At 62.2% G+C, this 19,998-nt stretch carries 24 protein-coding genes; 7 read left to right on the forward strand and 17 right to left on the reverse strand.

Features of this window, described 5'->3' with window-relative positions; genetic code table 11:
* Positions 1–7 precede the first annotated feature (7 nt).
* Positions 8–733 (forward strand): tRNA (guanosine(46)-N7)-methyltransferase TrmB, encoded by a 726-nt coding sequence (trmB, locus tag BFQ00_RS17315; RefSeq protein ID WP_065934212.1) that lies wholly within the window; start codon positions 8–10, stop codon positions 731–733.
* Positions 734–874: 141 nt separating this feature from the next.
* Here trmB and BFQ00_RS17320 read toward each other — a convergent pair whose 3' ends face one another.
* The 9 genes from BFQ00_RS17320 to BFQ00_RS17360 form a co-directional block, all read right to left on the reverse strand.
* Positions 875–1,198, reverse strand: a complete 324-nt coding sequence (locus BFQ00_RS17320) for a DUF3392 domain-containing protein (RefSeq protein WP_003176691.1) — start codon at positions 1,196–1,198, stop codon at positions 875–877.
* 19 nt (positions 1,199–1,217) lie between these two features.
* On the reverse strand, positions 1,218–2,420 hold the full coding sequence (gene hemW / locus BFQ00_RS17325) for a radical SAM family heme chaperone HemW (protein WP_065934213.1): 1,203 nt from the start codon (positions 2,418–2,420) through the stop codon (positions 1,218–1,220).
* Positions 2,417–3,013: an RdgB/HAM1 family non-canonical purine NTP pyrophosphatase gene (gene rdgB, locus BFQ00_RS17330; RefSeq protein ID WP_005792276.1), complete on the reverse strand. Its 597-nt coding sequence runs from the start codon at positions 3,011–3,013 to the stop codon at positions 2,417–2,419. Before rdgB ends, hemW begins: the two co-directional genes overlap by 4 nt.
* Positions 3,010–3,444, reverse strand: coding sequence for a DUF4426 domain-containing protein (locus tag BFQ00_RS17335; RefSeq protein WP_065934214.1), 435 nt, complete (start codon positions 3,442–3,444; stop codon positions 3,010–3,012). Before BFQ00_RS17335 ends, rdgB begins: the two co-directional genes overlap by 4 nt.
* A 21-nt stretch (positions 3,445–3,465) precedes the next feature.
* On the reverse strand, positions 3,466–4,086 hold the full coding sequence (gene metW, locus BFQ00_RS17340; RefSeq protein WP_016972957.1) for a methionine biosynthesis protein MetW: 621 nt from the start codon (positions 4,084–4,086) through the stop codon (positions 3,466–3,468).
* A 25-nt stretch (positions 4,087–4,111) separates the two neighbouring features.
* Positions 4,112–5,254: a homoserine O-succinyltransferase MetX gene (locus BFQ00_RS17345; RefSeq protein WP_065934215.1), complete on the reverse strand. Its 1,143-nt coding sequence runs from the start codon at positions 5,252–5,254 to the stop codon at positions 4,112–4,114.
* A gap of 143 nt (positions 5,255–5,397) precedes the next feature.
* Positions 5,398–5,985, reverse strand: coding sequence for a YggT family protein (locus BFQ00_RS17350; protein ID WP_057723513.1), 588 nt, complete (start codon positions 5,983–5,985; stop codon positions 5,398–5,400).
* A 25-nt stretch (positions 5,986–6,010) separates the two neighbouring features.
* The gene (gene proC, locus BFQ00_RS17355) at positions 6,011–6,829 is read right to left on the reverse strand and encodes a pyrroline-5-carboxylate reductase (protein WP_065934216.1); all 819 of its coding nucleotides are present in this window, start codon (positions 6,827–6,829) and stop codon (positions 6,011–6,013) included.
* A 33-nt stretch (positions 6,830–6,862) separates the two neighbouring features.
* Positions 6,863–7,549, reverse strand: a complete 687-nt coding sequence (locus BFQ00_RS17360) for a YggS family pyridoxal phosphate-dependent enzyme (protein ID WP_065885351.1) — start codon at positions 7,547–7,549, stop codon at positions 6,863–6,865.
* Positions 7,550–7,606: 57 nt separating this feature from the next.
* Here BFQ00_RS17360 and BFQ00_RS17365 point away from each other — a divergent pair, with 57 nt between their 5' ends.
* Entirely contained in the window at positions 7,607–8,641 is a 1,035-nt protein-coding gene (locus BFQ00_RS17365) for a type IV pilus twitching motility protein PilT (protein WP_065934217.1), read from the forward strand.
* A gap of 135 nt (positions 8,642–8,776) precedes the next feature.
* Here the strand turns inward: BFQ00_RS17365 and BFQ00_RS17370 are convergent, their stop codons facing one another.
* Complete coding sequence (locus tag BFQ00_RS17370) at positions 8,777–9,415, reverse strand: C40 family peptidase (RefSeq protein ID WP_065885353.1); 639 nt, start codon at positions 9,413–9,415, stop codon at positions 8,777–8,779.
* A 267-nt stretch (positions 9,416–9,682) separates the two neighbouring features.
* Between BFQ00_RS17370 and BFQ00_RS17375 the strand changes: the two genes are divergently transcribed.
* A complete protein-coding gene (locus tag BFQ00_RS17375; RefSeq protein WP_165386099.1) occupies positions 9,683–10,093 on the forward strand; it encodes an NINE protein in 411 nt (136 codons plus the stop codon).
* A 134-nt stretch (positions 10,094–10,227) separates the two neighbouring features.
* Here the strand turns inward: BFQ00_RS17375 and BFQ00_RS17380 are convergent, their stop codons facing one another.
* From BFQ00_RS17380 to gshB, 7 genes are all read right to left on the reverse strand, one after another.
* A complete protein-coding gene (locus BFQ00_RS17380; RefSeq protein WP_065891572.1) occupies positions 10,228–11,499 on the reverse strand; it encodes a dihydroorotase in 1,272 nt (423 codons plus the stop codon).
* A complete protein-coding gene (locus BFQ00_RS17385; protein WP_065885356.1) occupies positions 11,496–12,500 on the reverse strand; it encodes an aspartate carbamoyltransferase catalytic subunit in 1,005 nt (334 codons plus the stop codon). The genes BFQ00_RS17380 and BFQ00_RS17385 overlap by 4 nt, the downstream gene beginning before the upstream one ends.
* Before the next feature lie 24 nt (positions 12,501–12,524).
* The gene (pyrR, locus tag BFQ00_RS17390; RefSeq protein ID WP_065934219.1) at positions 12,525–13,031 is read right to left on the reverse strand and encodes a bifunctional pyr operon transcriptional regulator/uracil phosphoribosyltransferase PyrR; all 507 of its coding nucleotides are present in this window, start codon (positions 13,029–13,031) and stop codon (positions 12,525–12,527) included.
* Positions 13,032–13,188: 157 nt separating this feature from the next.
* Positions 13,189–13,626 carry a Holliday junction resolvase RuvX gene (ruvX, locus tag BFQ00_RS17395; RefSeq protein WP_003195067.1) on the reverse strand — a complete coding sequence of 146 codons (438 nt, stop codon included), beginning with the start codon at positions 13,624–13,626 and terminating at the stop codon, positions 13,189–13,191.
* The gene (locus tag BFQ00_RS17400) at positions 13,626–14,195 is read right to left on the reverse strand and encodes a YqgE/AlgH family protein (protein WP_065885358.1); all 570 of its coding nucleotides are present in this window, start codon (positions 14,193–14,195) and stop codon (positions 13,626–13,628) included. Before BFQ00_RS17400 ends, ruvX begins: the two co-directional genes overlap by 1 nt.
* Before the next feature lie 207 nt (positions 14,196–14,402).
* Positions 14,403–15,308, reverse strand: a complete 906-nt coding sequence (locus BFQ00_RS17405; RefSeq protein ID WP_065885359.1) for an energy transducer TonB — start codon at positions 15,306–15,308, stop codon at positions 14,403–14,405.
* 77 nt (positions 15,309–15,385) lie between these two features.
* A complete protein-coding gene (gene gshB / locus BFQ00_RS17410) occupies positions 15,386–16,339 on the reverse strand; it encodes a glutathione synthase (protein WP_065885360.1) in 954 nt (317 codons plus the stop codon).
* Between the two features lie 238 nt (positions 16,340–16,577).
* On the opposite strand from gshB, the gene pilG reads away from it, so the two are divergent.
* Genes pilG through BFQ00_RS17430 form a run of 4 tightly spaced genes read left to right on the forward strand, consistent with a single transcriptional unit; the run spans position 16,578 to position 19,981 of the window.
* Positions 16,578–16,985, forward strand: coding sequence for a twitching motility response regulator PilG (gene pilG / locus BFQ00_RS17415; RefSeq protein WP_065885361.1), 408 nt, complete (start codon positions 16,578–16,580; stop codon positions 16,983–16,985).
* A gap of 45 nt (positions 16,986–17,030) precedes the next feature.
* A complete protein-coding gene (pilH, locus tag BFQ00_RS17420) occupies positions 17,031–17,396 on the forward strand; it encodes a twitching motility response regulator PilH (RefSeq protein ID WP_014720320.1) in 366 nt (121 codons plus the stop codon).
* 12 nt (positions 17,397–17,408) lie between these two features.
* On the forward strand, positions 17,409–17,933 hold the full coding sequence (locus tag BFQ00_RS17425) for a chemotaxis protein CheW (RefSeq protein ID WP_065885362.1): 525 nt from the start codon (positions 17,409–17,411) through the stop codon (positions 17,931–17,933).
* Complete coding sequence (locus tag BFQ00_RS17430) at positions 17,930–19,981, forward strand: methyl-accepting chemotaxis protein (RefSeq protein ID WP_065885363.1); 2,052 nt, start codon at positions 17,930–17,932, stop codon at positions 19,979–19,981. Before BFQ00_RS17425 ends, BFQ00_RS17430 begins: the two co-directional genes overlap by 4 nt.
* The last annotated feature ends 17 nt before the right edge of the window (positions 19,982–19,998 follow it).

The following is a 19,998-nucleotide window of genomic DNA, read 5'->3' on the forward strand; positions in this document are numbered from 1 at the left end:
GCTATTGATGACTGAATCAAACGAAACGCCGAACACCCTGGAAGCAGGCGACGAGTCCAAGCACCGCCGCATCAAGAGCTTCGTGATGCGCGCCGGCCGCATGACCGAAGGCCAGCAAAAGGGCCTGGAGCAAGGCACGCCTCTGTTCGTATTGCCGTTGGCCGACGCGCCGGTGAATTACGACCAGGTATTCGGCCGTTCGGCCCCGCGCTCCCTGGAAATCGGCTTTGGCATGGGGCACTCCCTGCTGGAAATGGCGGCGGCCGCGCCGGATCAGGATTTCATCGGTGTGGAAGTGCACCGCCCAGGCGTCGGTGCGTTGCTTAACGGCGTGCTGACCCAGGGCCTGACCAATCTGCGCGTCTACGATTGCGACGCGATTGAAGTGCTCAACCGCTGCATCGCCGATAACAGCCTCGACCGGCTCATGCTGTTCTTCCCCGACCCCTGGCACAAGGCCCGTCACCACAAGCGTCGCATCGTCCAGGCTTCCTTCGCGGAACTGGTGCGCAGCAAGCTGAAAGTGGGCGGCATCCTGCACATGGCCACCGACTGGGAACCCTATGCCGACTACATGCTGGAAGTGATGAACGTCGCCCCCGGCTACCGCAACCTGGCCGAAGACGGCAAGTGCGTACCGCGCCCTGCGGAGCGCCCGATCACCAAGTTCGAACGCCGTGGCGAGCGGTTGGGACATGGGGTGTGGGATTTGAAATTCGAGAAGCTGGCTTAACTCGCCCCTGACTTGAAATGCAATCAAATGTGGGAGGGGGCTTGCACCCGATAGCGGTGTATCAGCCAAAGATTTGGTGACTGATCCACTGCAATCGGGGGCAAGCCCCCTCCCACATTTGGTTTTGTGTTGGGTTCAGAATCAGCGGCGGTCGGCGACTACGCCGATCAACACCAGCACCACCACCAACACCGGCGCCAGGCTGTAGTTATTGAACTGGCTCAGCCCCCGCACAATCCACGGTGTGGCATAGATCAGTGCCGCGCCGCTGCCGATCATGCACAGCAGGGCCATCAACGGCACGCGCAACGCACCGGCGATGCTGCCCAGGCGAGCTTCGACCCAGCCCTTGATATCGGCGCCGAACAGCACCAGCAGACAGCCGACCAGGGCCAGGGAGATTTCCGACAGGTTGCTACGGCTCCAGCGGGACACGGTGGCGAGCAGGTCGAGTACCAGATCCATTCGATTTCCTTAAAAAACGTCAGCTCAAAAACGTCTGCAACAGGTCATTGAGAAAGAGTTGCCCGCGGTCGGTCGCCGCCAGGCGTGACGGTTCGACCCGCATTAAGCCACTTTGTTCTGCCTCGCGGCGGCCTTCGTCGAGGCTTGCCAGGTCAAGCCCGGTGCGCTCGGCGTAGAGCTTGGCATCGACTCCTTCGGTGAGGCGCAGGGCGTTCATCAGGAATTCGAATGGCAGCTCTTCGTGGGTCAGCTCTTTCGCCCCGGCCTGGAAGCTTTTGGCCGGGTTGAGGTAGTCCTTCGGTGCGCGGGTTTTCCAGGTGCGCACGATGCGCCCGTCGGGGTGGCTGAGCTTGCCGTGGGCGCCGGCGCCAATGCCGATAAAGTCGCCAAAGCTCCAGTAATTGAGGTTATGTCGCGCCGGGCGACCCTGTTGGGCGTAGGCCGACACTTCGTATTGTGCGTAACCGTGCTCGGCGAGCAGCGCCTGGCCGGCTTCCTGGATATCCCACAGCGTATCGTCTTCGGGCAGCGCGGGCGGCTGGTTCCAGAACACGGTGTTGGGTTCCAGGGTCAGCTGGTACCAGGACAGATGCGTCGGCTTGAGCGCAATGGCCTGGCGCAGGTCGCTCAACGCATCGTCCAGGGATTGGTTGGGCAAACCGTGCATCAGGTCCAGGTTGAAGTTATCGAACCCGGCCTGGCGTGCCATATCCGCTGCACGTACGGCTTCGTCGCCATTATGAATGCGACCCAGCGCCTCGAGTTTTTCCTGCTGGAAGCTCTGGATGCCGATGGACAGGCGATTGATCCCCAGCTTGCGATAAGCGACGAACTTCTCTTGCTCAAAGGTGCCCGGGTTGGCTTCCAGGGTGATCTCGATATCGCCGGCAAACGGGATGCGCGCTTGCACGCCTTCGAGCAGGCGCCCCAAGGCTGCGGCGCTGAACAGGCTGGGGGTGCCGCCGCCAAAGAAGATCGAACTCAGCGCTCGGCCGTAAACGGCGTGCAGGTCCTGGTCGAGGTCCGCCAGCAGGGCGTCCACGTACTCTTCTTCCGGCAGCACGTTGCTTGCGGTATGGGAGTTGAAATCGCAATACGGGCATTTGCGCACGCACCACGGAATGTGAATGTACAGCGCCAGGGGCGGCAGCACTGGCAGAGCCGCCCGGGGTGTTTGCGCGCCACCGTGGATCAGCGGCTGCGCAGAGGTGTTCTGGGTCATTTCAGGCCCAAACGCTGGCGCAGCAACGCCATGGCGCGGGCGCGGTGGCTGATCTGGTTCTTGTCGGCCGGGCTCAGTTCGGCGCTGGAGACATTGCGCTCCGGTACCCAGAACAGCGGGTCATAGCCAAAGCCATGCTCACCGCTGGCCGCATGCAGAATGCGACCGTGCCACAAGCCTTCGCACAGGATCGGCAGCGGGTCATCGGCGTGCCGCACCAGCGCCAGCACGCAGACGAACTGCGCGCCACGTTCGGCATCGGGCACGTCCTTGAGGGCGTCGAGCAGCTTGGCGTTGTTGGCCGCGTCGCCCTTGCCATCGGCGTAGCGTGCCGAATAGATGCCCGGCGCGCCGCCGAGGAAATCCACCGCCAGGCCCGAATCATCCGCCAAAGCCGGCAGGCCGGAGATCCGTGCGGCGTTGCGTGCCTTGAGGATGGCGTTCTCGACGAACGACAAGCCGGTTTCCTCCGGCTCTACCTGGCTGAACTCGCCAATGGAGCGCAGTTGCACGGACTCACCGAGCATGGCCTGCAGTTCCTTGAGTTTGCCGGCGTTGTGGCTGGCCAGTACGAGTTGGGTAAGGTTCATCATTCGGCCGGGAACAGTTCTTGGTTGAATTGGAAACCATGGGCCTTGCCACCGGTTTCAACGTTGATGGTGAACGTCTTGTATTCCCGCTGCGTCACCGAGTAGGGCGCGAGGTAACTGATGCCGCCTTTCTCTTCGATTTGCTTGAAGGTGAGGATTTCGCTCTTGCCGCCCAGGTCCTTGATGGTACCGGTTACCTGGGCTGCGACCGGGGTGACGCCCTTGATCACGGTCACATTGATCAAGCCCTTTTCCTTGCTGCGCACGATGCCGACGTTCTGGGCGGTCTCGGGTGGCAGGAAGCTGGAGGTGAAGGTGTTGTAGTGAACGGTGATATCGCCGAAGTCTTTTTTGCGGTTAGCGTCGATAGCGTCCGCAGCCACGGCGTTGGCACCCAGGCAGGCGGTCAGTAGAAAAACAGCCAGACGATTCATGAGCGTCCCTCTTGATAATGATTAGACGGCAATCTTGTGGTCGGTCAGGCCAGGGCTGCTGACCCGGTAGATACCAATTTCGCCCAACAGGTTGGGCCATAGCTTACTCGCCCAGCCGTGGCGGTGCTGTTGATCGACGGCAAGGCGGTTGATGACCTTGGCTTCACGCTCGCCACACAGCGCTTCGAAGTCTTCGAAGGTGCAAAAGTGGATGTTCGGCGTGTTGTACCAGGTGTACGGCAGGAAGTCCGACACCGGCATACGGCCCTTGGTGGCCAGGTACCAGCGGCAGCGCCAGTGACCGAAGTTGGGAAAGGTGATGATGCATTGGCGGCCGACCCGCAGCATTTCATCGAGGATACGGTCCGGGTAGTGCACCGCTTGCAGGGCCTGGGTCATCACCACGATGTCGAAGCTGTTGCTGGCAAAGTTGCCCAGGCCCTTGTCCAGGTCCTGCTCGATCACGTTGATGCCCTTGGCCACGCATTGGGCGATGTTGTCCGGGTCGTTTTCCAGGCCGTAGCCGGTGACTTGCTTGTTGTCGCGCAGCCAGCTCAGCAGTTCGCCGTCGCCGCAGCCCAGGTCGAGCACGCGGCTGCCGGCGGGGATCCAGTCTTGGATGATTTCCAGGTCGGCTCTCATGGCGTTCTCCAAAAGCGTAAGCAATTCATATAAGCGCGATTCGGTTCATGTAATTGCTGAACGCCTGCAGATAACGGGGGATCGGAATCAGGAAGGCGTCGTGGCCCTGCGGTGCATCGATCTCCAGGTAGCAGACGTCTTTCTTGGCGGCCATCAGGGCGTCCACCAGCTCACGGGAGCGCGCCGGCGAGAAGCGCCAGTCGGTGGTGAATGACATCACGCAGAACTTGGCCGTGGCGTGCTCGAAGGTTTTCGCCAGGTCGTCGTCATGGTTCGCGGCCGGGTCGAAGTAGTCCAGCGCCTTGGTCATCAGCAGGTAGGTGTTGGCGTCGAACCGCCCGGAGAACTCCTCGCCCTGATAACGCAGGTAGCTTTCCACCTGGAACTCGACGCTGTGGAAGTCGTAATTGAGCTTTTCGCTCTTGAGCCCACGGCCGAATTTTTCGCCCATGGAATCATCGGACAGGTAGGTGATGTGCCCGACCATTCGCGCCAGCATCAGGCCGCGCTTGGGGATCACGCCGGCTTCCTGGAACGAACCGCCGTGGAACTCGGGGTCGGTGAGGATGGCCTGGCGCGCCACTTCGTTGAAGGCAATGTTCTGCGCCGACAACTTGGGGGCCGAGGCAATCGCCAGGCAATGACGCACGCGATCCGGGTAGGTGATGGTCCATTGCAGGGCTTGCATGCCCCCCAGGCTGCCGCCGATCACGGCGGCCCATTGGGCGATGCCCAGCTGGTCGGCGAGGCGCGCCTGGCTGTGCACCCAGTCTTCGACGGTCAGTACCGGAAAGTCGGCGCCGAAGGGCTTGCCGGTTTCCGGGTTGAGGCTGCTGGGGCCGGTGGACCCGTTGCAGCCGCCGAGGTTGTTCAGGCTGACCACGAAGAACTTGTCTGTGTCGATGGGCTTGCCGGGGCCGATGCAGCTGTCCCACCAGCCGGGTTTGCGCTCGTCGACGCTGTGAAAGCCTGCGGCGTGATGGTGGCCGGACAACGCGTGGCAGATCAGCACGGCGTTGCTCGCCGTGGCGTTCAGTTGGCCGTAGGTTTCGTAGATCAGGTCGTAGGCTGGCAGCGAACGGCCGCAGGCCAGGGCCAGCGGTTCGCTGAAGTGCGCCACTTGGGGCACGACCAGTCCAACGGAATCGGGGGGGAAGGCAGTTGGCATCGACCCTGCTCTCGTTTAAATGAGGCGTAAGTCTAAAGAGCGGGGGACCCAGCGGCAAGCAATGGTCTGCGCGCATTCAATTCAATACGCAGATGCAAAATGTGGGAGGGGGCAAGCCCCCTCCCACATTTTCCAGCGTAGTGTCAGATCAGGCCGAACAGCTCTTTAGGCATGAACGCATAGAACGCCAGACGCGGAATCACCCAGCTCTGAATCAGCTGGATCGCGATAAACGCGAAGATCGGCGAGATATCCAGCCCGCCCAGGTTCGGGATCAGGCGACGGAATGGCGCCAATACGGGCTCGGTGATCTGATACACCAGTTCGGCACCCGGACTGCGGCTGCCCGGTGCGACCCAGGAAAGGATCACGCTGATGATCATCGACCAGAAGATGATCTTCAAAAACAGCGAGAAAATGCCGATCAGCGCCCATGGCAGCAGCAGCACCGTGAAGGCCTGGTAGCCGTTGAGCATCAGGATCACCACAAACAGCAGGATCTGCAGCAGCAGTGCCAGTACCAGCGACGACATGTCCAGCCCGAACAGGCTCGGGATCACGCGGCGCAGCGGCTTGAGCAGGGGTTGGGTGGCCTTGACCACGAACTGGCACAGCGGGTTGTAGAAGTTCGCCCGCACCAGTTGCAGGATAAAGCGCATCAGCACGATCAGCAGGTACAGGCTGCCCAGGGTCTGGATGATGAAGACGGCAGCGTCATTGATTCCGAGCATGTTTGATTACCTTGGTAAGGGACGACTATTTGCCCAGTTGTTCGGCCATCTCGGCTGAACGATGTGCCGCGGCACCCAGTGCTTTTTCCACCAGGGCTTTAAAGCCCCCGGCCTGGAACGATTCGATGGCGGCTTGCGTGGTGCCGCCCGGAGACGTTACGCGACGGCGCAGCTCGGCCGCATCCACCTCGCTGGACACCGCCATCTTCGCGGCGCCCAGGGCGGTCTGCTCGGCCAGTTGCTCGGCAACGTCGGCGGGCAGGCCCAGTTTCACGCCGGCGGCGGTCATGGCTTCGATCAACAGGAAGAAGTACGCCGGGCCACTGCCGGAAACGGCGGTGACCGCGTCCAGTTGCTGCTCCTGTTCGAGCCACAGGGCGATGCCCACGGCGGATAACAGTTGCTGAGCTTGATCACGCTGCGCGGCGCTGACTTCGGCGGTGGCGTACAAACCGCTCACGCCCTGGCGCAACAACGACGGGGTATTCGGCATGCAGCGAACGATCGGTTGGGCGCCGAGCCAGTTGTTCATGCTGGCGCAGGTGATGCCGGCAGCGATGGACACCACCAGTTGATGGGCCTGCAGGCTCGGGCGCAGGCTTTCGCACACGGCTTTCATGGCCTGGGGCTTGACCGCCAGCAGGATCACATCGACGCCTTCGATGGCCTCGGCGTTGTCGGCAAAGGTTTCAATGCCGTGTTCGGCGCTGACCCGGGCACGGGTCTCGGCGCCCGGGTCGCTGGCGCGAATCTGCGCAGCGTCCAGGCCCTTGGCCCGCAGGCCGCCGATCAGGCTGGCCGCCATGTTACCGGCGCCGATAAAGGCAATACGCATGTCTTTCATGACAGGTCCTTAGCTAAATGAACGTCAGCCATTTCACGGCTGGCCGTAGTCACGGGCGCCAAACAGCGCGGTACCGATCCGCACCCAGGTGGCGCCTTGAGCGATGGCCGACTCGAGGTCGTGGCTCATGCCCATGGAAAGTGTGTCCAGTGGCAGGTTCAGGCTGCCTTGCAGCTCGCGCACCGTGGCGAACGCGGCATCTTGCGCCGCGCGATCTTCAGTCGGTTCGGGGATCGCCATCAAGCCCCGCAGCTTCAGGCGCGGCAGGGCGCTGATGGCGTTGGCCAGGGCCGGCAGGTCGGCGGGCGTACAGCCGGACTTGCTGGCTTCGCCACTGACATTGACCTGAATGCAGATATTCAGCGCAGGCAGGTCGGCAGGGCGTTGTTCGGACAGGCGTTGTGCGATTTTCAGGCGGTCCACGGAATGCACCCAGGCGAAGTTCTCGGCGATCGCGCGAGTCTTGTTCGATTGAATGGGGCCGATGAAGTGCCAACTCAAGGGCAGGTCGGATAATTGCGCCTGTTTGCCCAGGGCTTCCTGCAGGTAGTTTTCACCAAAATCATGCATCCCTGCGGCATAGGCTTCGCGCACGGCTTGCGCCGGTTTGGTCTTGCTCACGGCCAGCAGGTGGATGCCGCTTGCGTCACGCTGCACGGCGTCGGCGGCGGCGCGGATGCGCTGGCTAACCAGGCCGATGTTGTCTGCTATCGTCGACATTCAAGTTGCGCCCGTGGATATGGAGTCCGCGGCATTCTACTGGAAATGGAAAGCCCTATGGATATCACTGAATTACTGACGGCCAGCGTGCGCCGTGGCGCCTCCGACCTGCACTTGTCGGCCGGCCTGGCGCCGATGTTGCGCATCGATGGCGAGGTCTGGCCGCTGGATGGCCCGGTGCTGGCCGGGTCGCAGGTAGCGGATTTATTGAGCCCTTTGCTCAATCAGCACCAACAAAAGGATTTCGAAACATCTCTTGAAACAGACTTTGCCTTCGAACTGCCCGGCGTGGCGCGCTTTCGCGTGAATGTGTTCCAGCAGGCGCGTGGCGTGGGGGCGGTGTTTCGCACCATCCCCAGCGACATCCAGAGCCTGGAAAGCCTTGGCCTGGGTGAGGTGTTCCAGCGTATCGCGCAGCTGCCGCGCGGCCTGGTGCTGGTGACCGGGCCCACCGGCTCGGGCAAGTCCACCACCTTGGCGGCGCTGATCGATTATCTGAATCGGCATCGACGCCAGCACATCCTCACGCTGGAAGACCCCATCGAATTTATCCACCGGCCGAAAATGGCGCTGATCAACCAGCGGCAGGTGCATCGCGATACCCACAGCTTCTCGGTGGCGCTGCGCTCGGCATTGCGCGAAGACCCGGACGTCATCCTGGTGGGCGAGCTACGTGACCTGGAAACCATCCGCCTGGCGCTGACGGCCGCTGAGACGGGGCACCTGGTATTCGGCACCCTGCACACCACTTCGGCGGCAAAGACGGTAGACCGGCTGGTGGACGTGTTCCCGGGCGAGGAAAAGGCCATGGTCCGCTCGATGCTGTCGGAGTCGCTGCAGGCGGTGGTGTCCCAGGTGCTGGTCAGGAAGATTGGCGGCGGGCGTGTCGCGGCTCACGAAATCATGCTGGGCACGCCGGCCATTCGTAATCTCATCCGCGAAGACAAAGTGGCGCAGATGGTCTCGGCGATCCAGACCGGCGGGGCGATGGGGATGAAAACGCTGGATATGAGCTTGAAGGTGCTGGTGAGCGAGGGGGTAATCAGCCAAGAGGAGGCGCGGGAGAAGGCGAGGGTGCCGGCAGACCTATGAGATTCAGCAAACAATGAAACCAAATGTGGGAGGGGGCTTGCCCCCGATTGCAGTGGGTCAGCCACAACTAAACTGACTGATCCACCGCCATCGGGGGCAAGCCCCCTCCCACATTTACTGCATTTCAGCCTGGAATCAGCGCTGCACGATCCGCAGGGTGTTGTTCTGCTCTTTGGGCAGCACCCGCTTGGCGATCACGTAGTTCTTGTCCCAGAACGGCTTTTTCAGTGTATCGATGCTCACCGACTTGCCACGACGCGGCGCGTGGATAAAGCGGTCGTTACCCAGGTAGATGGCAACGTGGTTGACCTGGCGGCTCTTGAGCTTGAAGAACAGCAAATCGCCCGGCTTCAGGTCTTTGCGATCAACTTTCAAGCCGTGGCCGGCCGCCATGGCGTTGGACGTACGCGGTAAATCCACCGCCTTGACGTCGTTGAACGCATATTTTACCAGGCCGCTGCAGTCGAACCCTTTACTTGGGCTGCTGCCGCCCCAACGATAAGGAGTACCGAGCACGTTCACGGCGCGGCTGAGGACATTGCTGCTCTGCTTGGTGTTCACGGCCAGCTGGGTGGAAAGCACTTTGCCGTGGGCCTTGCTCAGTTGAGTCGGGCGGCTGACGGTGGGCTTTGCCGATTTGGCGGTGCTGGGTGTGCTATGGACTTTAGGGGTAAAACCGTTAACGTTTGGAAGACGTTGCTCACGATTGGTGGCGTGGGCGGCCAGTGGCATTAATAGGCAAATGGTTAGCCATGTCTTGATAAATGGTCGCATTAGGCGTGGCTCATATGGGTTTGCGCGCAACTTTATAACAGCTTTTTGTGCTGTTCTCAGGCCGTTTGTCGACTGAACCTTGGGGTCAAATTCGGAAAAAACGCGACGATTAGCCGCAATTGTCCGACACAAGTCAGGTGGCATAAGGGTTTGAGGGCAGAACGATACCATTTACCGTGCGTCGGGCGCCCGTAAAAAAGTCACAAAAAAAATGAACAAATTTATCTATTGAGTGAAAAGAGGTCCTTCATGAACACCTATCAACAGATTGCTTCGCAGCAAGACACCCACAGCAAGGTGATCGGTTACCTGCTATGGATTTTCGGTTTCACCGGCGCGCATCGCTTCTATTACGGCAAACCGGTCACCGGGACGATCTGGTTTTTCACCTTCGGCCTGCTGGGTATTGGCTGGCTGATCGACCTGTTCCTGATCCCGGCCATGGACCGTGAAGCCGACCTGCGTTTTACCGCCGGGCCCATCGAATACAACGTGGCCTGGATTCTGTTGGCGTTTCTGGGCGTGTTCGGCGTGCACCGGATGTACCAGGGCAAATGGATCACCGGCCTGATCTACCTGCTGACCGGCGGTTTGTTCCTGATTGGGGTGCTGTATGACTTCTGGACATTGAACAGCCAGGTTTCGATCCGCAATGCCGAGCGTAATGGCGGGCGCTGATTTCTCGGCCCTATAGAGAACCAAATGTGGGAGGGGGCTTGCCCCCGATTGCAGTGTGTCAGCCAATAGAGTTGGTAGCTGACACTCCGCCATCGGGGGCAAGCCCCCTCCCACATTTTTTTACCGTGCCCGTTTCAAGCCTGGTAGCTGATCCGCCCATCCATCAGGGTGTAGCGCACCGTGGCCGGCAGGCTGTGACCAATGAACGGGCAGTTTTCGCCCCTGGACAGCCAGTGTTCTCCGGCAACCGTGGAACTGGCCGGGTCGAACAGCACCAGATCCGCCGCCGAACCCACCGCCAACTTACCCGCCGGCAGGCGCAAGGCCTCGGCAGGGCCGGCGCTCAGGCGTGCCAACAGCGTAGGCAGGTCCAGCAGGCCATCCTCCACCAGAGTCATTGCCAGCGGCAGCAGCAACTCGACGCTGCTGATGCCGGGCTCGGTGGCGCCGAACGGCGCCAGTTTGGCATCGCGCTCGTGGGGCTGGTGATGGCTGGAGATCGCCGAGACCACGCCTGACTTCACCGCCGCACGCAACCCCTCACGATCGGCCAGGGTACGCAGCGGCGGTTGCACGTGGTACAGGCTGGAGAAGTCGATCAGCGCCTCATCGGTCAGGATCAATTGGTACAGCGCCACGTCCGCCGTCACCGGCAAGCCACGGGCCTGGGCCTGGGCGATCAGCGCGACGCCGCGGGCGCTGGTCAACTGGCTGAAATGCGCGCGTACGCCGCTTTGTTCCACCAGCAACAGGTCACGGGCCAGGGCCACGGTTTCTGCGGTTTCCGGGATGCCCGGCAAGCCGAGGAAGCTGGCCACCGCGCCTTCATGGGCCAGGCCGCCTTCAGCCAGGTCGCGGTCCTGGGAATGAAAGATCACCGTCAGGTCGAACGTGGCCGCGTATTCCAGGGCCCGGCACAGGGTGCGCGTGCTGCGAAAGCTCTCCAGGCCGTTGCTGAACGCCACGCAACCGGCGTCGCGCAAGGCGATCAGTTCAGCCAGTTGCTCGCCCTCCAGGCCTTTGCTCAGCGCGCCCACAGGGAACACTTTGCAGTTGCCCGCTTCACGGGCGCGGTCGAGGATCAGCTCGGTGACCGCCGAGGTGTCCAGGACCGGCTTGGTGTTCGGCGGGCAGCACAGGCTGGTCACGCCACCGGCGGCGGCGGCGCGGGTTTCGCTGGTGATGTTGCCTTTGCGACTGTAGCCCGGCTCGCGCAGGGCGACGTTGAGGTCCACCAGCCCGGGCGCGGCGACCAAGCCTTTGGCGTCGATGCTTTCGACTGCGCTGAAGCCTGCGGGCGCGGCACCGATGGCGATAATCTTGCCGGCGTCCAGGTGAAGGTCGGTGACTTGATCCAGGCCGCTGGCCGGATCGATGACTCGGGCGCCGAGAATGCTGAGCTTCACTGGGCGTTCTCCTGCTCGAATTGACGTTGCGCGGTTTGCCCGCTCATGGCCATGGACATTACGGCCATGCGGATGGCGATGCCGTAGGTCACCTGGTTGAGAATCACCGATTGCGGACCGTCGGCCACCGCCGATTCGATTTCCACCCCGCGGTTGATCGGGCCCGGGTGCATCACGATGGCATCCGGCTTGGCGCCGGCCAGGCGCGCGGTGGTCAGGCCGAACAGGCGATAGAACTCGCCCTCGCTCGGCAGCAGGCCGCCGGCCATGCGTTCGCGTTGCAGGCGCAGCATGATCACCACGTCCACATCCTTGAGGCCTTCGGCCATGTTGGTGTAGACCTTCACGCCGTACTGCTCGATGCCGATGGGCAGCAGGGTTTTCGGGGCGATCACGCGGATGTCCGGGCAGCCCAGGGCTTTGAGGGCCAGCATGTTCGAGCGCGCAACCCGCGAGTGCAGGATGTCACCGACGATGGCCACCGAGAGGTTTTCAAAACCGCCCTTGTGCCGACGGATGGTGAGCATGTCGAGCATGCCCTGGGTCGGGTGGGCGTGGCGACCGTCGCCGCCGTTGATGATTGCCACATTCGGGCACACGTGTTCGGCGATGAAGTGCGCGGCGCCGGAGTCGCCGTGGCGCACCACGAACATGTCGGCGGCCATGGCTTCCAGGTTGCGCAGGGTGTCGAGCAGGGTTTCGCCCTTGCTGGCCGACGAGGTGGACACGTTCAGCGTGATCACGTCAGCCGACAGCCGCTGGGCCGCCAGTTCAAAGGTGGTGCGGGTGCGCGTGGAGTTCTCGAAGAACACGTTGCAGATGGTCTTGCCGCGCAGCAGCGGGACCTTCTTCACCGCCCGGCCACCGACTTCGAGGAACGAGTCGGCGGTGTCGAGGATTTCGGTGAGCAGTTCGCGGGGCAAACCATCGAGGGACAGGAAGTGTTGCAACTGGCCCTGAGCATTGAGCTGCAGCGGGCGCTTGGCATCTAGAGGCGTCATCGCGGGGACTCTGTACAAGGCGGTTTAAAGGGCAAGGTCTTGCAGTTCGAGTTCGAGCGGCGTGGGACCGGACAATTTTACCCGCTGGTGGGCTTCCAGGGACAGTGTCGCGCCGACTACATCCGGGCTGATCGGCAATTCGCCGGCGTCCAGGTCCAGCAGGCATACCAGCGTGATACTGGCCGGGCGGCCGTAGTCGAACAACTCATTCATGGCCGCGCGGATGGTACGACCGCTCATCAGCACGTCGTCGATCAGCACCAGGTGCTGGCCTTCAACCTCGAACGGCAGCGCCGAGGGTTGCACTTGCGGGTGCAGGCCGTTCTGGCTGAAATCGTCACGGTAGAAGGACACATCCAGCGTACCCAGCGGCGAATCACTGCCCAGCGCTTCCAGCAAGGCCTGGGCCACCCACACACCGCCGGTGCGGATGCCAATGAAGCGCGGTTCGCTGATGGCGCGGTGTTGCAGATGGGCCGTGAGGCGCGTGGCCATCTGGCTGATCAGTTCGGCGGGGTTCGGCAAGCTCATGGTGGCTCCTTCAAGGCAGGCGATGGTGTGTAGGAGCGAGCTTGCTCGCGAAGAACCCACAGGCACCGCGTTTATCCAGGTCATGCGTTATCGTTGACGTTCTTCGCGAGCAAGCTCGCTCCTACAAAAAGCGTTGATGACAGGCAAGCCGCGTCAGTCAGGATTCAAATAAAGCGGTGTTTTCATCCAGCCAGCCCTGCAACAACAGGGCGGCGGCGATGGCGTCCACGGGGTTGTCGCGGTAGCTGCCTTTCTGTCCGCCACGGTCGCGTCGCTCGCCCTTGGCTTCAAAGGTGGTCAGGCGTTCATCGTGGGTATAGAAGGGCAGGTTGTAGCGGCCGTTGAGGCGGCGGGCGAATTTTTCGGCGCGCAGGCACATGTCGCTGGGGGTGCCGTCCATGTTCAAGGGCAGGCCGACCACCACTGCATCGGGCTTCCACTCCTTGATGAGGGCTTCGACCTGGTTCCAGTCCGGCACGCCGTTCTGGGCCTTCAATGTGCACAGCTCGCGGGCCTGGCCGGTAATTACCTGGCCGACTGCCACGCCGATCTGCTTGGTGCCGTAGTCAAACCCGAGAATCAAACGCAAGGCCATCAGGCGTGCCCCGCCTGGCTGGTCAACAGGCTGAGGTTGACCCGCAGCTTGGCGGCGGCCGCTTCCAGGCGCAGTTCGCTGGCGGTGTTGAACAGGATGTCGGCGTCGAAGGGGCAGGTCAGCCAGGCATTGCTGGCCAGTTCGGCCTCCAGTTGCCCGGCTTCCCAGCCGGCGTATCCCAGGGTGATCACACTTTGTTCAGGGCCGACGCCATCGGCAATCGCGAACAACACGTCCTGGGACGTGGACAGGGATACGCCCTCAAGGTCCACCGTGGCCTGGAATTTCGGCCCGGTGGGGTGCAACACGAAACCGCGATCGGTCTGCACCGGGCCGCCGATATAGATCGGCACGCCCTGGCAACTGGCGGGAGGGTCGATTTCCGGGCGCAGCTGCTCGAGGATATCGGCCAGGTTCAGCGCCTGCGGGCGGTTCACCACCAACCCCATGGCACCATTGGCCGTGTGCTCGACGATGTAGGTCAAGGTCTGCGCAAAGTTCGGGTCGGCCATGTGGGGCATGGCGATCAGGAAGTGGTGCTTGAGGTAGGTCGGGCTGACATTTTTCATGTCCGCTAGTGTGGCGTCGGAGGGGCGAACTGACAAGCTGAGCGTGACCCGAATAGAGCGCCGTCTGCTTTTCTGTAGGAGCGAGGCGGGCGGCTAGCCCTTGCTCGCGAAGGTCGTTAACGATGACGCAGTGTTATCAGGTAGTCCGCGCCGCCTATGCGTTTTTCGCGAGCAAGCTCGCTCCTACAGTGAAGGAAAGTGCTGGAGTCAGTTGCTGGACAGCCGATCGCCCCTGGCGAATTTCCAGGTACGGATGATTTCCAGGCGGTCCACGTCGTTCAAGTCGCCGGTAAAGGGCGCAAAGGGTGCGGCCAGGCGCACGATGCGCTGGGCGGCCTGATCCAGCAGGGGCTGGCCGGATGACTCCAGCACCTGCACTTCATAGAGCGAACCGTCGCGGTTGATCGACACCAGCAGGCGCAAATTGCCATAGATCTGCTGGCGGCGTGCTTCTTCCGGATAGTTGAGGTTGCCGATGCGCTCGACCTTCTTGCGCCATTCATCCTTATACCAGGCGCCTTTGTCGCGCATGGTCGAGGCGGCGTTCAAGCGGTAGATGCGCGGGCGTTTGGCGTAGAGCTGTTGTTCGTGGGCCAGTTCGGCTTCCAGGCTGGAAATTTCGTCGGACAGCGTCGAGCTGTCGAATGTCGGCGCAGGCTTGACGGGCTCGGGGTTGGGCTCGGTTTTGGTTTTTTCGCGCTGGGTCGGGGCTTTTTGCGGCTTGGGCGCGACGGTGGTCACGGCAGCCTTGGGCGTCGCCTGTTTGACTTCCGGCCTGGCGGCCGGTGGCGGGGTGACTTTGTTGACCTTGTTGTCCTGGAACGGCGCCACTTCGGTGGTCTTGGGTACGGCTTTCTTGTCGAGGGTGCCGCTGCCTTGCTGGTTTTCCTGGGCGAGAAAGTCGGCCTTCTCGGGCTTTTTATCGCTCTTGAAGGTGGCGAGCGTGATTTCCAGGGTCTTGGTGATCTGTTTGGGTTCGACCAGGGTGAAGCCCACGCCGAGAATCAGTGCAAGGTGAACCAGCGCCGCCAGGAACAGGGTAAATCCGAGCCGATCAGCCGGGCGCACGCCGCTGTGGGAGAGTTCGGGGGGCAGATCGGACGGGAGCGTCATGACAAAAAAACCAACATCGCGCGTTTCACAGGTGGCGCATGATAACGCAATGTTGGCGTGTGTCCGGCTGTTCTATGTCACTTGGCTTGTAGCTTGCGCTCAATGGCCGCCATCAGCATTTCGCCGATGTTCGTGCCAAATGCGTGATCAATCTCGCGAATACAGGTCGGACTGGTGACGTTGATTTCGGTGAGGTTCTCACCGATTACGTCAAGTCCTACGAACAGCAGGCCTTTTTCGCGAAGGGTCGGGCCGACTTGGGCGGCGATCCAGCGATCCTTGTCCGACAGCGGTCGCGCTTCACCACGGCCACCGGCGGCCAGGTTGCCACGGGTCTCGCCGGCCGCCGGGATGCGCGCCAGGCAGTAATCCACCGGCTCGCCGTCGATCATCAGGATGCGCTTGTCGCCGTCCTTGATCGCCGGCAGGTAGGCTTGGCCCATGATCTGCTGGGTGCCCAGCGCGGTCAGGGTTTCCAGGATCACCGACAGGTTCGGATCGCCCGCGCGGTGACGGAAGATCGAGGTGCCGCCCATGCCGTCCAGCGGCTTGAGGATCACATCGCCATGTTTGGCGGCGAATTCACGCAGCACGTCGGCGCGGCGGCTGACCACGGTCGGCGGCGTGCACTGCGGGAAGAGGGTGGCGAACAGTTTTTCATTGCAGTCGCGCAGGCTTTGCGGCTTGTTGACGATCAACACGCCGGCGCGCTCGGCCTGCTCCAGCAGGTAGGTGGAATACACGAATTCCATGTCGAACGGCGGGTCCTTGCGCATCAGGATCACGTCCAGATCGCTCAGGGGGCTGTCGATTTCATCCTGCAGCTCGAACCACTTCTCGGGGTTGGCGAATACCTGCAACGGACGCATCCGCGCACGGGCTTCGCCGTCGCCCTGGTAAAGGTCGCGCTGTTCCATATAGAACAGGCTCCAGCCGCGGGCCTGGGCGGCCAGGAGCATGGCCAGCGAGCTGTCCTTTTTATAGGAGATGCTGGCAATAGGGTCCATGACAATGCCGACGCGAACGCTCATGGGTTATTTCCTCTGGCAAATAGGGCGCATAAAAGTGGCGTCAGAGTGGCGCTGCGGCTGTTGCGGGTCAAGGAAAAACCACCAGGCGAGTGCCTCGATAGATTGCGCCCGGAGACTGTGCTAAAAAGACTGCCACAGCGCAGCAGCCCTTGAATTCCAAGGCCTGCGGGGCTCATCCTGTGACACATCAGGCAGTACACACCGAAAACCGATTCGCTGTGGCGATGGTAGAGCAACTATGGAACAGCATTCCAACGCCTTGAGAGTGATGGTGATCGACGATTCGAAAACGATCCGCCGCACCGCCGAGACGCTGTTGAAGAACGTGGGGTGCGAGGTCATCACGGCCATCGACGGTTTCGATGCCCTGGCGCGAATCGTGGATCATCACCCGCACATTATCTTTGTCGACATCATGATGCCGCGCCTGGATGGCTACCAGACCTGTGCCCTGGTGAAGAACAACCCGGCGTTCAAGTCGATCCCGGTGATCATGCTGTCCTCCAGGGACGGCCTGTTCGACAAGGCCAAGGGGCGTACCGTGGGGGTCGATCAGTTTTTGACCAAGCCTTTCAGCAAGGAAGAACTGCTGGGTGCGATCAAGGCCTATGTGCCTGCCTTCGCCGCAGTAGAACAAGCACACTGACGCCGCCCCCGAGGGCCGGCGCCGACCAATGTAGTGGGGAAAACCATGGCACGTGTTCTGATCGTCGACGATTCGCCGACTGAAATGTACAAACTGACCGGCATGCTGGAAAAGCATGGCCACCAGGTCTTGAAGGCCGAAAATGGCGCGGACGGCGTGGCCCTGGCCCGCCAGGAAAAGCCCGACGCAGTACTGATGGACATCGTGATGCCGGGCCTCAATGGCTTCCAGGCCACGCGCCAGTTGTCCAAGGAGCCGGAAACCAACGGCATCCCGATCATCATCATCACCACCAAGGACCAGGAAACCGACAAGATCTGGGGCGCGCGCCAGGGGGCCAAGGATTACCTGACCAAGCCGGTGGACGAAGAAACCCTGATCGCCACGCTGAACAAGGTGCTGGCCGGTTGACGGCACGCCATCATGACCGAGTCGCAAACCGCCTTTGAGCTGCTGCTGGACATTGACCGCCGCTGCCGCCTGCTGGCCGCCGACCTGCCGTCCCAGGAAACCCGCCTGCAACGCTGGAGCGGGATCGGCTTTCGCCTGGGGCAACACTGGTATGTGGCGCCCATGGGCGAAGTCGCCGAGGTGTTGCATGAGCCGCGCTGCACCCTGATGCCTGGAGTAAAGCCTTGGGTCAAGGGCGTGGCCAACCTGCGCGGGCGCTTGTTGCCGGTGATGGACCTGGGCGGGTTTCTCGGCCGGGAACTGTCCAAGGCGCGCAAGCAGCGGCGGGTGCTGGTGGTGGAATACAACGATCTGTTTGTCGGGTTGCTGGTGGACGAGGTGGTGGGCATGCAACATTTTGCACTCGACGCGTGGATGGCGAGTACCGCCTCCGGCGCGCCGTTTATCCAGGGCCAGTTCGATGGCGACCCGCAGTGGCAGGTCTTCAGCCCCTTCGCCCTGGCCCAGGCTCCAGGCTTCATGGATGTGGCCGCATGAGCACCGTGACCCCGCCCAAGCCCCAGGCGGCCTCGCGCAGCCGCTCGCAGATCATCGTGCTGTTTATCGCACTGATCGTGTTCATCATGCTGTTGTTCGCCAACTTCGCGTACCTCAACACCCAGTCCACCTACGACAAACAGTACATCGGCCACGCGGGCGAACTGCGGGTGCTGTCCCAGCGCATCGCCAAGAACGCCACCGAAGCCGCCGCCGGCAAGGCGGCCGCGTTCAAGCTGCTGGGCGAGGCGCGCAACGACTTTGCCCAGCGCTGGGGCTACCTGAAAAAAGGCGACCCGCAAACCGGCCTGCCGGCCGCGCCCACTGCCGTACGCGCCGAGATGCGCGCGGTGCAGACCGACTGGGAAGCCCTGCTGAAAAACACCGACGCCATTTTGGCCAGCGAACAGACCGTACTGTCGTTGCATCAGGTGGCCGCTACCCTCGCCGAAACCGTGCCGCAATTGCAGATAGAGTCGGAAAAAGTCGTCGACATCCTGCTCCAGCGCGGCGCCCCCGCAAGCCAGGTGGCGCTGGCCCAGCGCCAGTCGCTGCTGGCCGAGCGCATCCTGGGCGCGGTCAATACCGTGCTCGCCGGCGACGAAACCGCCGTGCAGGCCGCCGATGCCTTTGGTCGCGACGCCAATCGTTTTGGCGTGGTGCTCAATGGCATGCTCAACGGCAACCCCGGCCTGCGCATCACCCAGGTCGAAGACCCTGACGCCCGCGCGCGGCTGGGGGAAATTGCCGAACTGTTCGAATTCGTCTCGGGTTCCGTGGATGAAATCCTCGAAACCTCGCCGCAGTTGTTTCAAGTACGCGCGTCGGCGAGCAATATTTTCAACCTGTCGCAAACCCTGCTAGATGAAGCCTCGCACCTGGCCACCGGTTTCGAGAACCTGGCCGGCGGGCGCAGCCTGGATACCCTCGGCGGCTATGCGCTGGGGCTGCTGGCGCTGGCCTCGATCATCCTGATCGGCCTGGTGATGGTGCGCGAGACCAACCGCCAACTGCGCGAAACCGCCGAAAAGAACGAGCGCAACCAGAACGCGATCATGCGCCTGCTGGACGAAATCGAAGACCTGGCCGACGGCGACCTGACCGTCACGGCCTCGGTCACCGAAGACTTCACCGGCACCATTGCCGACTCGATCAACTATTCGGTGGACCAACTGCGCGACCTGGTGGCCACCATCAACCTCACCGCCGGGCAAGTCGCCGGCGCGGTGCAGGACACCCAGGCCACCGCCATGCACCTGGCCCAGGCCTCGGAGCATCAGGCCCAGCAGATCGCCGAAGCCTCCACCGCGATCAACCAGATGGCCCAGTCCATCGACCAGGTGTCGGCCAACGCCGCCGAGTCCTCGGCGGTGGCCGAGCGTTCGGTGGAGATTGCCAACAAGGGCAACGAGGTGGTGCACAACACCATCCACGGCATGGACAACATCCGCGAGCAGATCCAGGACACCGCCAAGCGCATCAAGCGCCTGGGTGAATCGTCCCAGGAGATTGGCGACATCGTCAGCCTGATCGACGACATCGCCGACCAGACCAACATCCTGGCCCTGAACGCGGCTATCCAGGCGAGCATGGCCGGCGATGCCGGGCGCGGTTTTGCGGTGGTGGCCGATGAAGTGCAACGGCTGGCCGAGCGCTCCTCGGCCGCCACCCGGCAGATCGAAACCCTGGTGCGGGCGATCCAGGCCGACACCAACGAAGCGGTCATCTCCATGGAGCAGACCACCACCGAAGTGGTGCGCGGTGCGCGGCTGGCCCAGGACGCCGGAGTGGCGCTGGAAGAGATCGAAGGCGTGTCGAAAACCCTGGCGGCGCTGATCCAGAGTATTTCCAATGCGGCGCAGCAACAGACCTCGTCGGCGGGGCAGATTTCGCTGACGATGAATGTGATTCAGCAGATCACTACGCAGACATCGTCGGGTTCCACGGCGACCGCCGAAAGCATTGGTAACCTGGCGAAAATGGCCAGCCAGTTGCGCCGGTCGGTGTCGGGGTTCACGCTCCCGCCGCCCAGGCAGGTCGAAGAGTGAAATGAGCTCCAAATGTG

Source organism: Pseudomonas sp. 28 E 9 (genome assembly GCF_900004785.1).
Classification (GTDB): Bacteria; Pseudomonadota; Gammaproteobacteria; order Pseudomonadales; family Pseudomonadaceae; genus Aquipseudomonas; species Aquipseudomonas orientalis_A.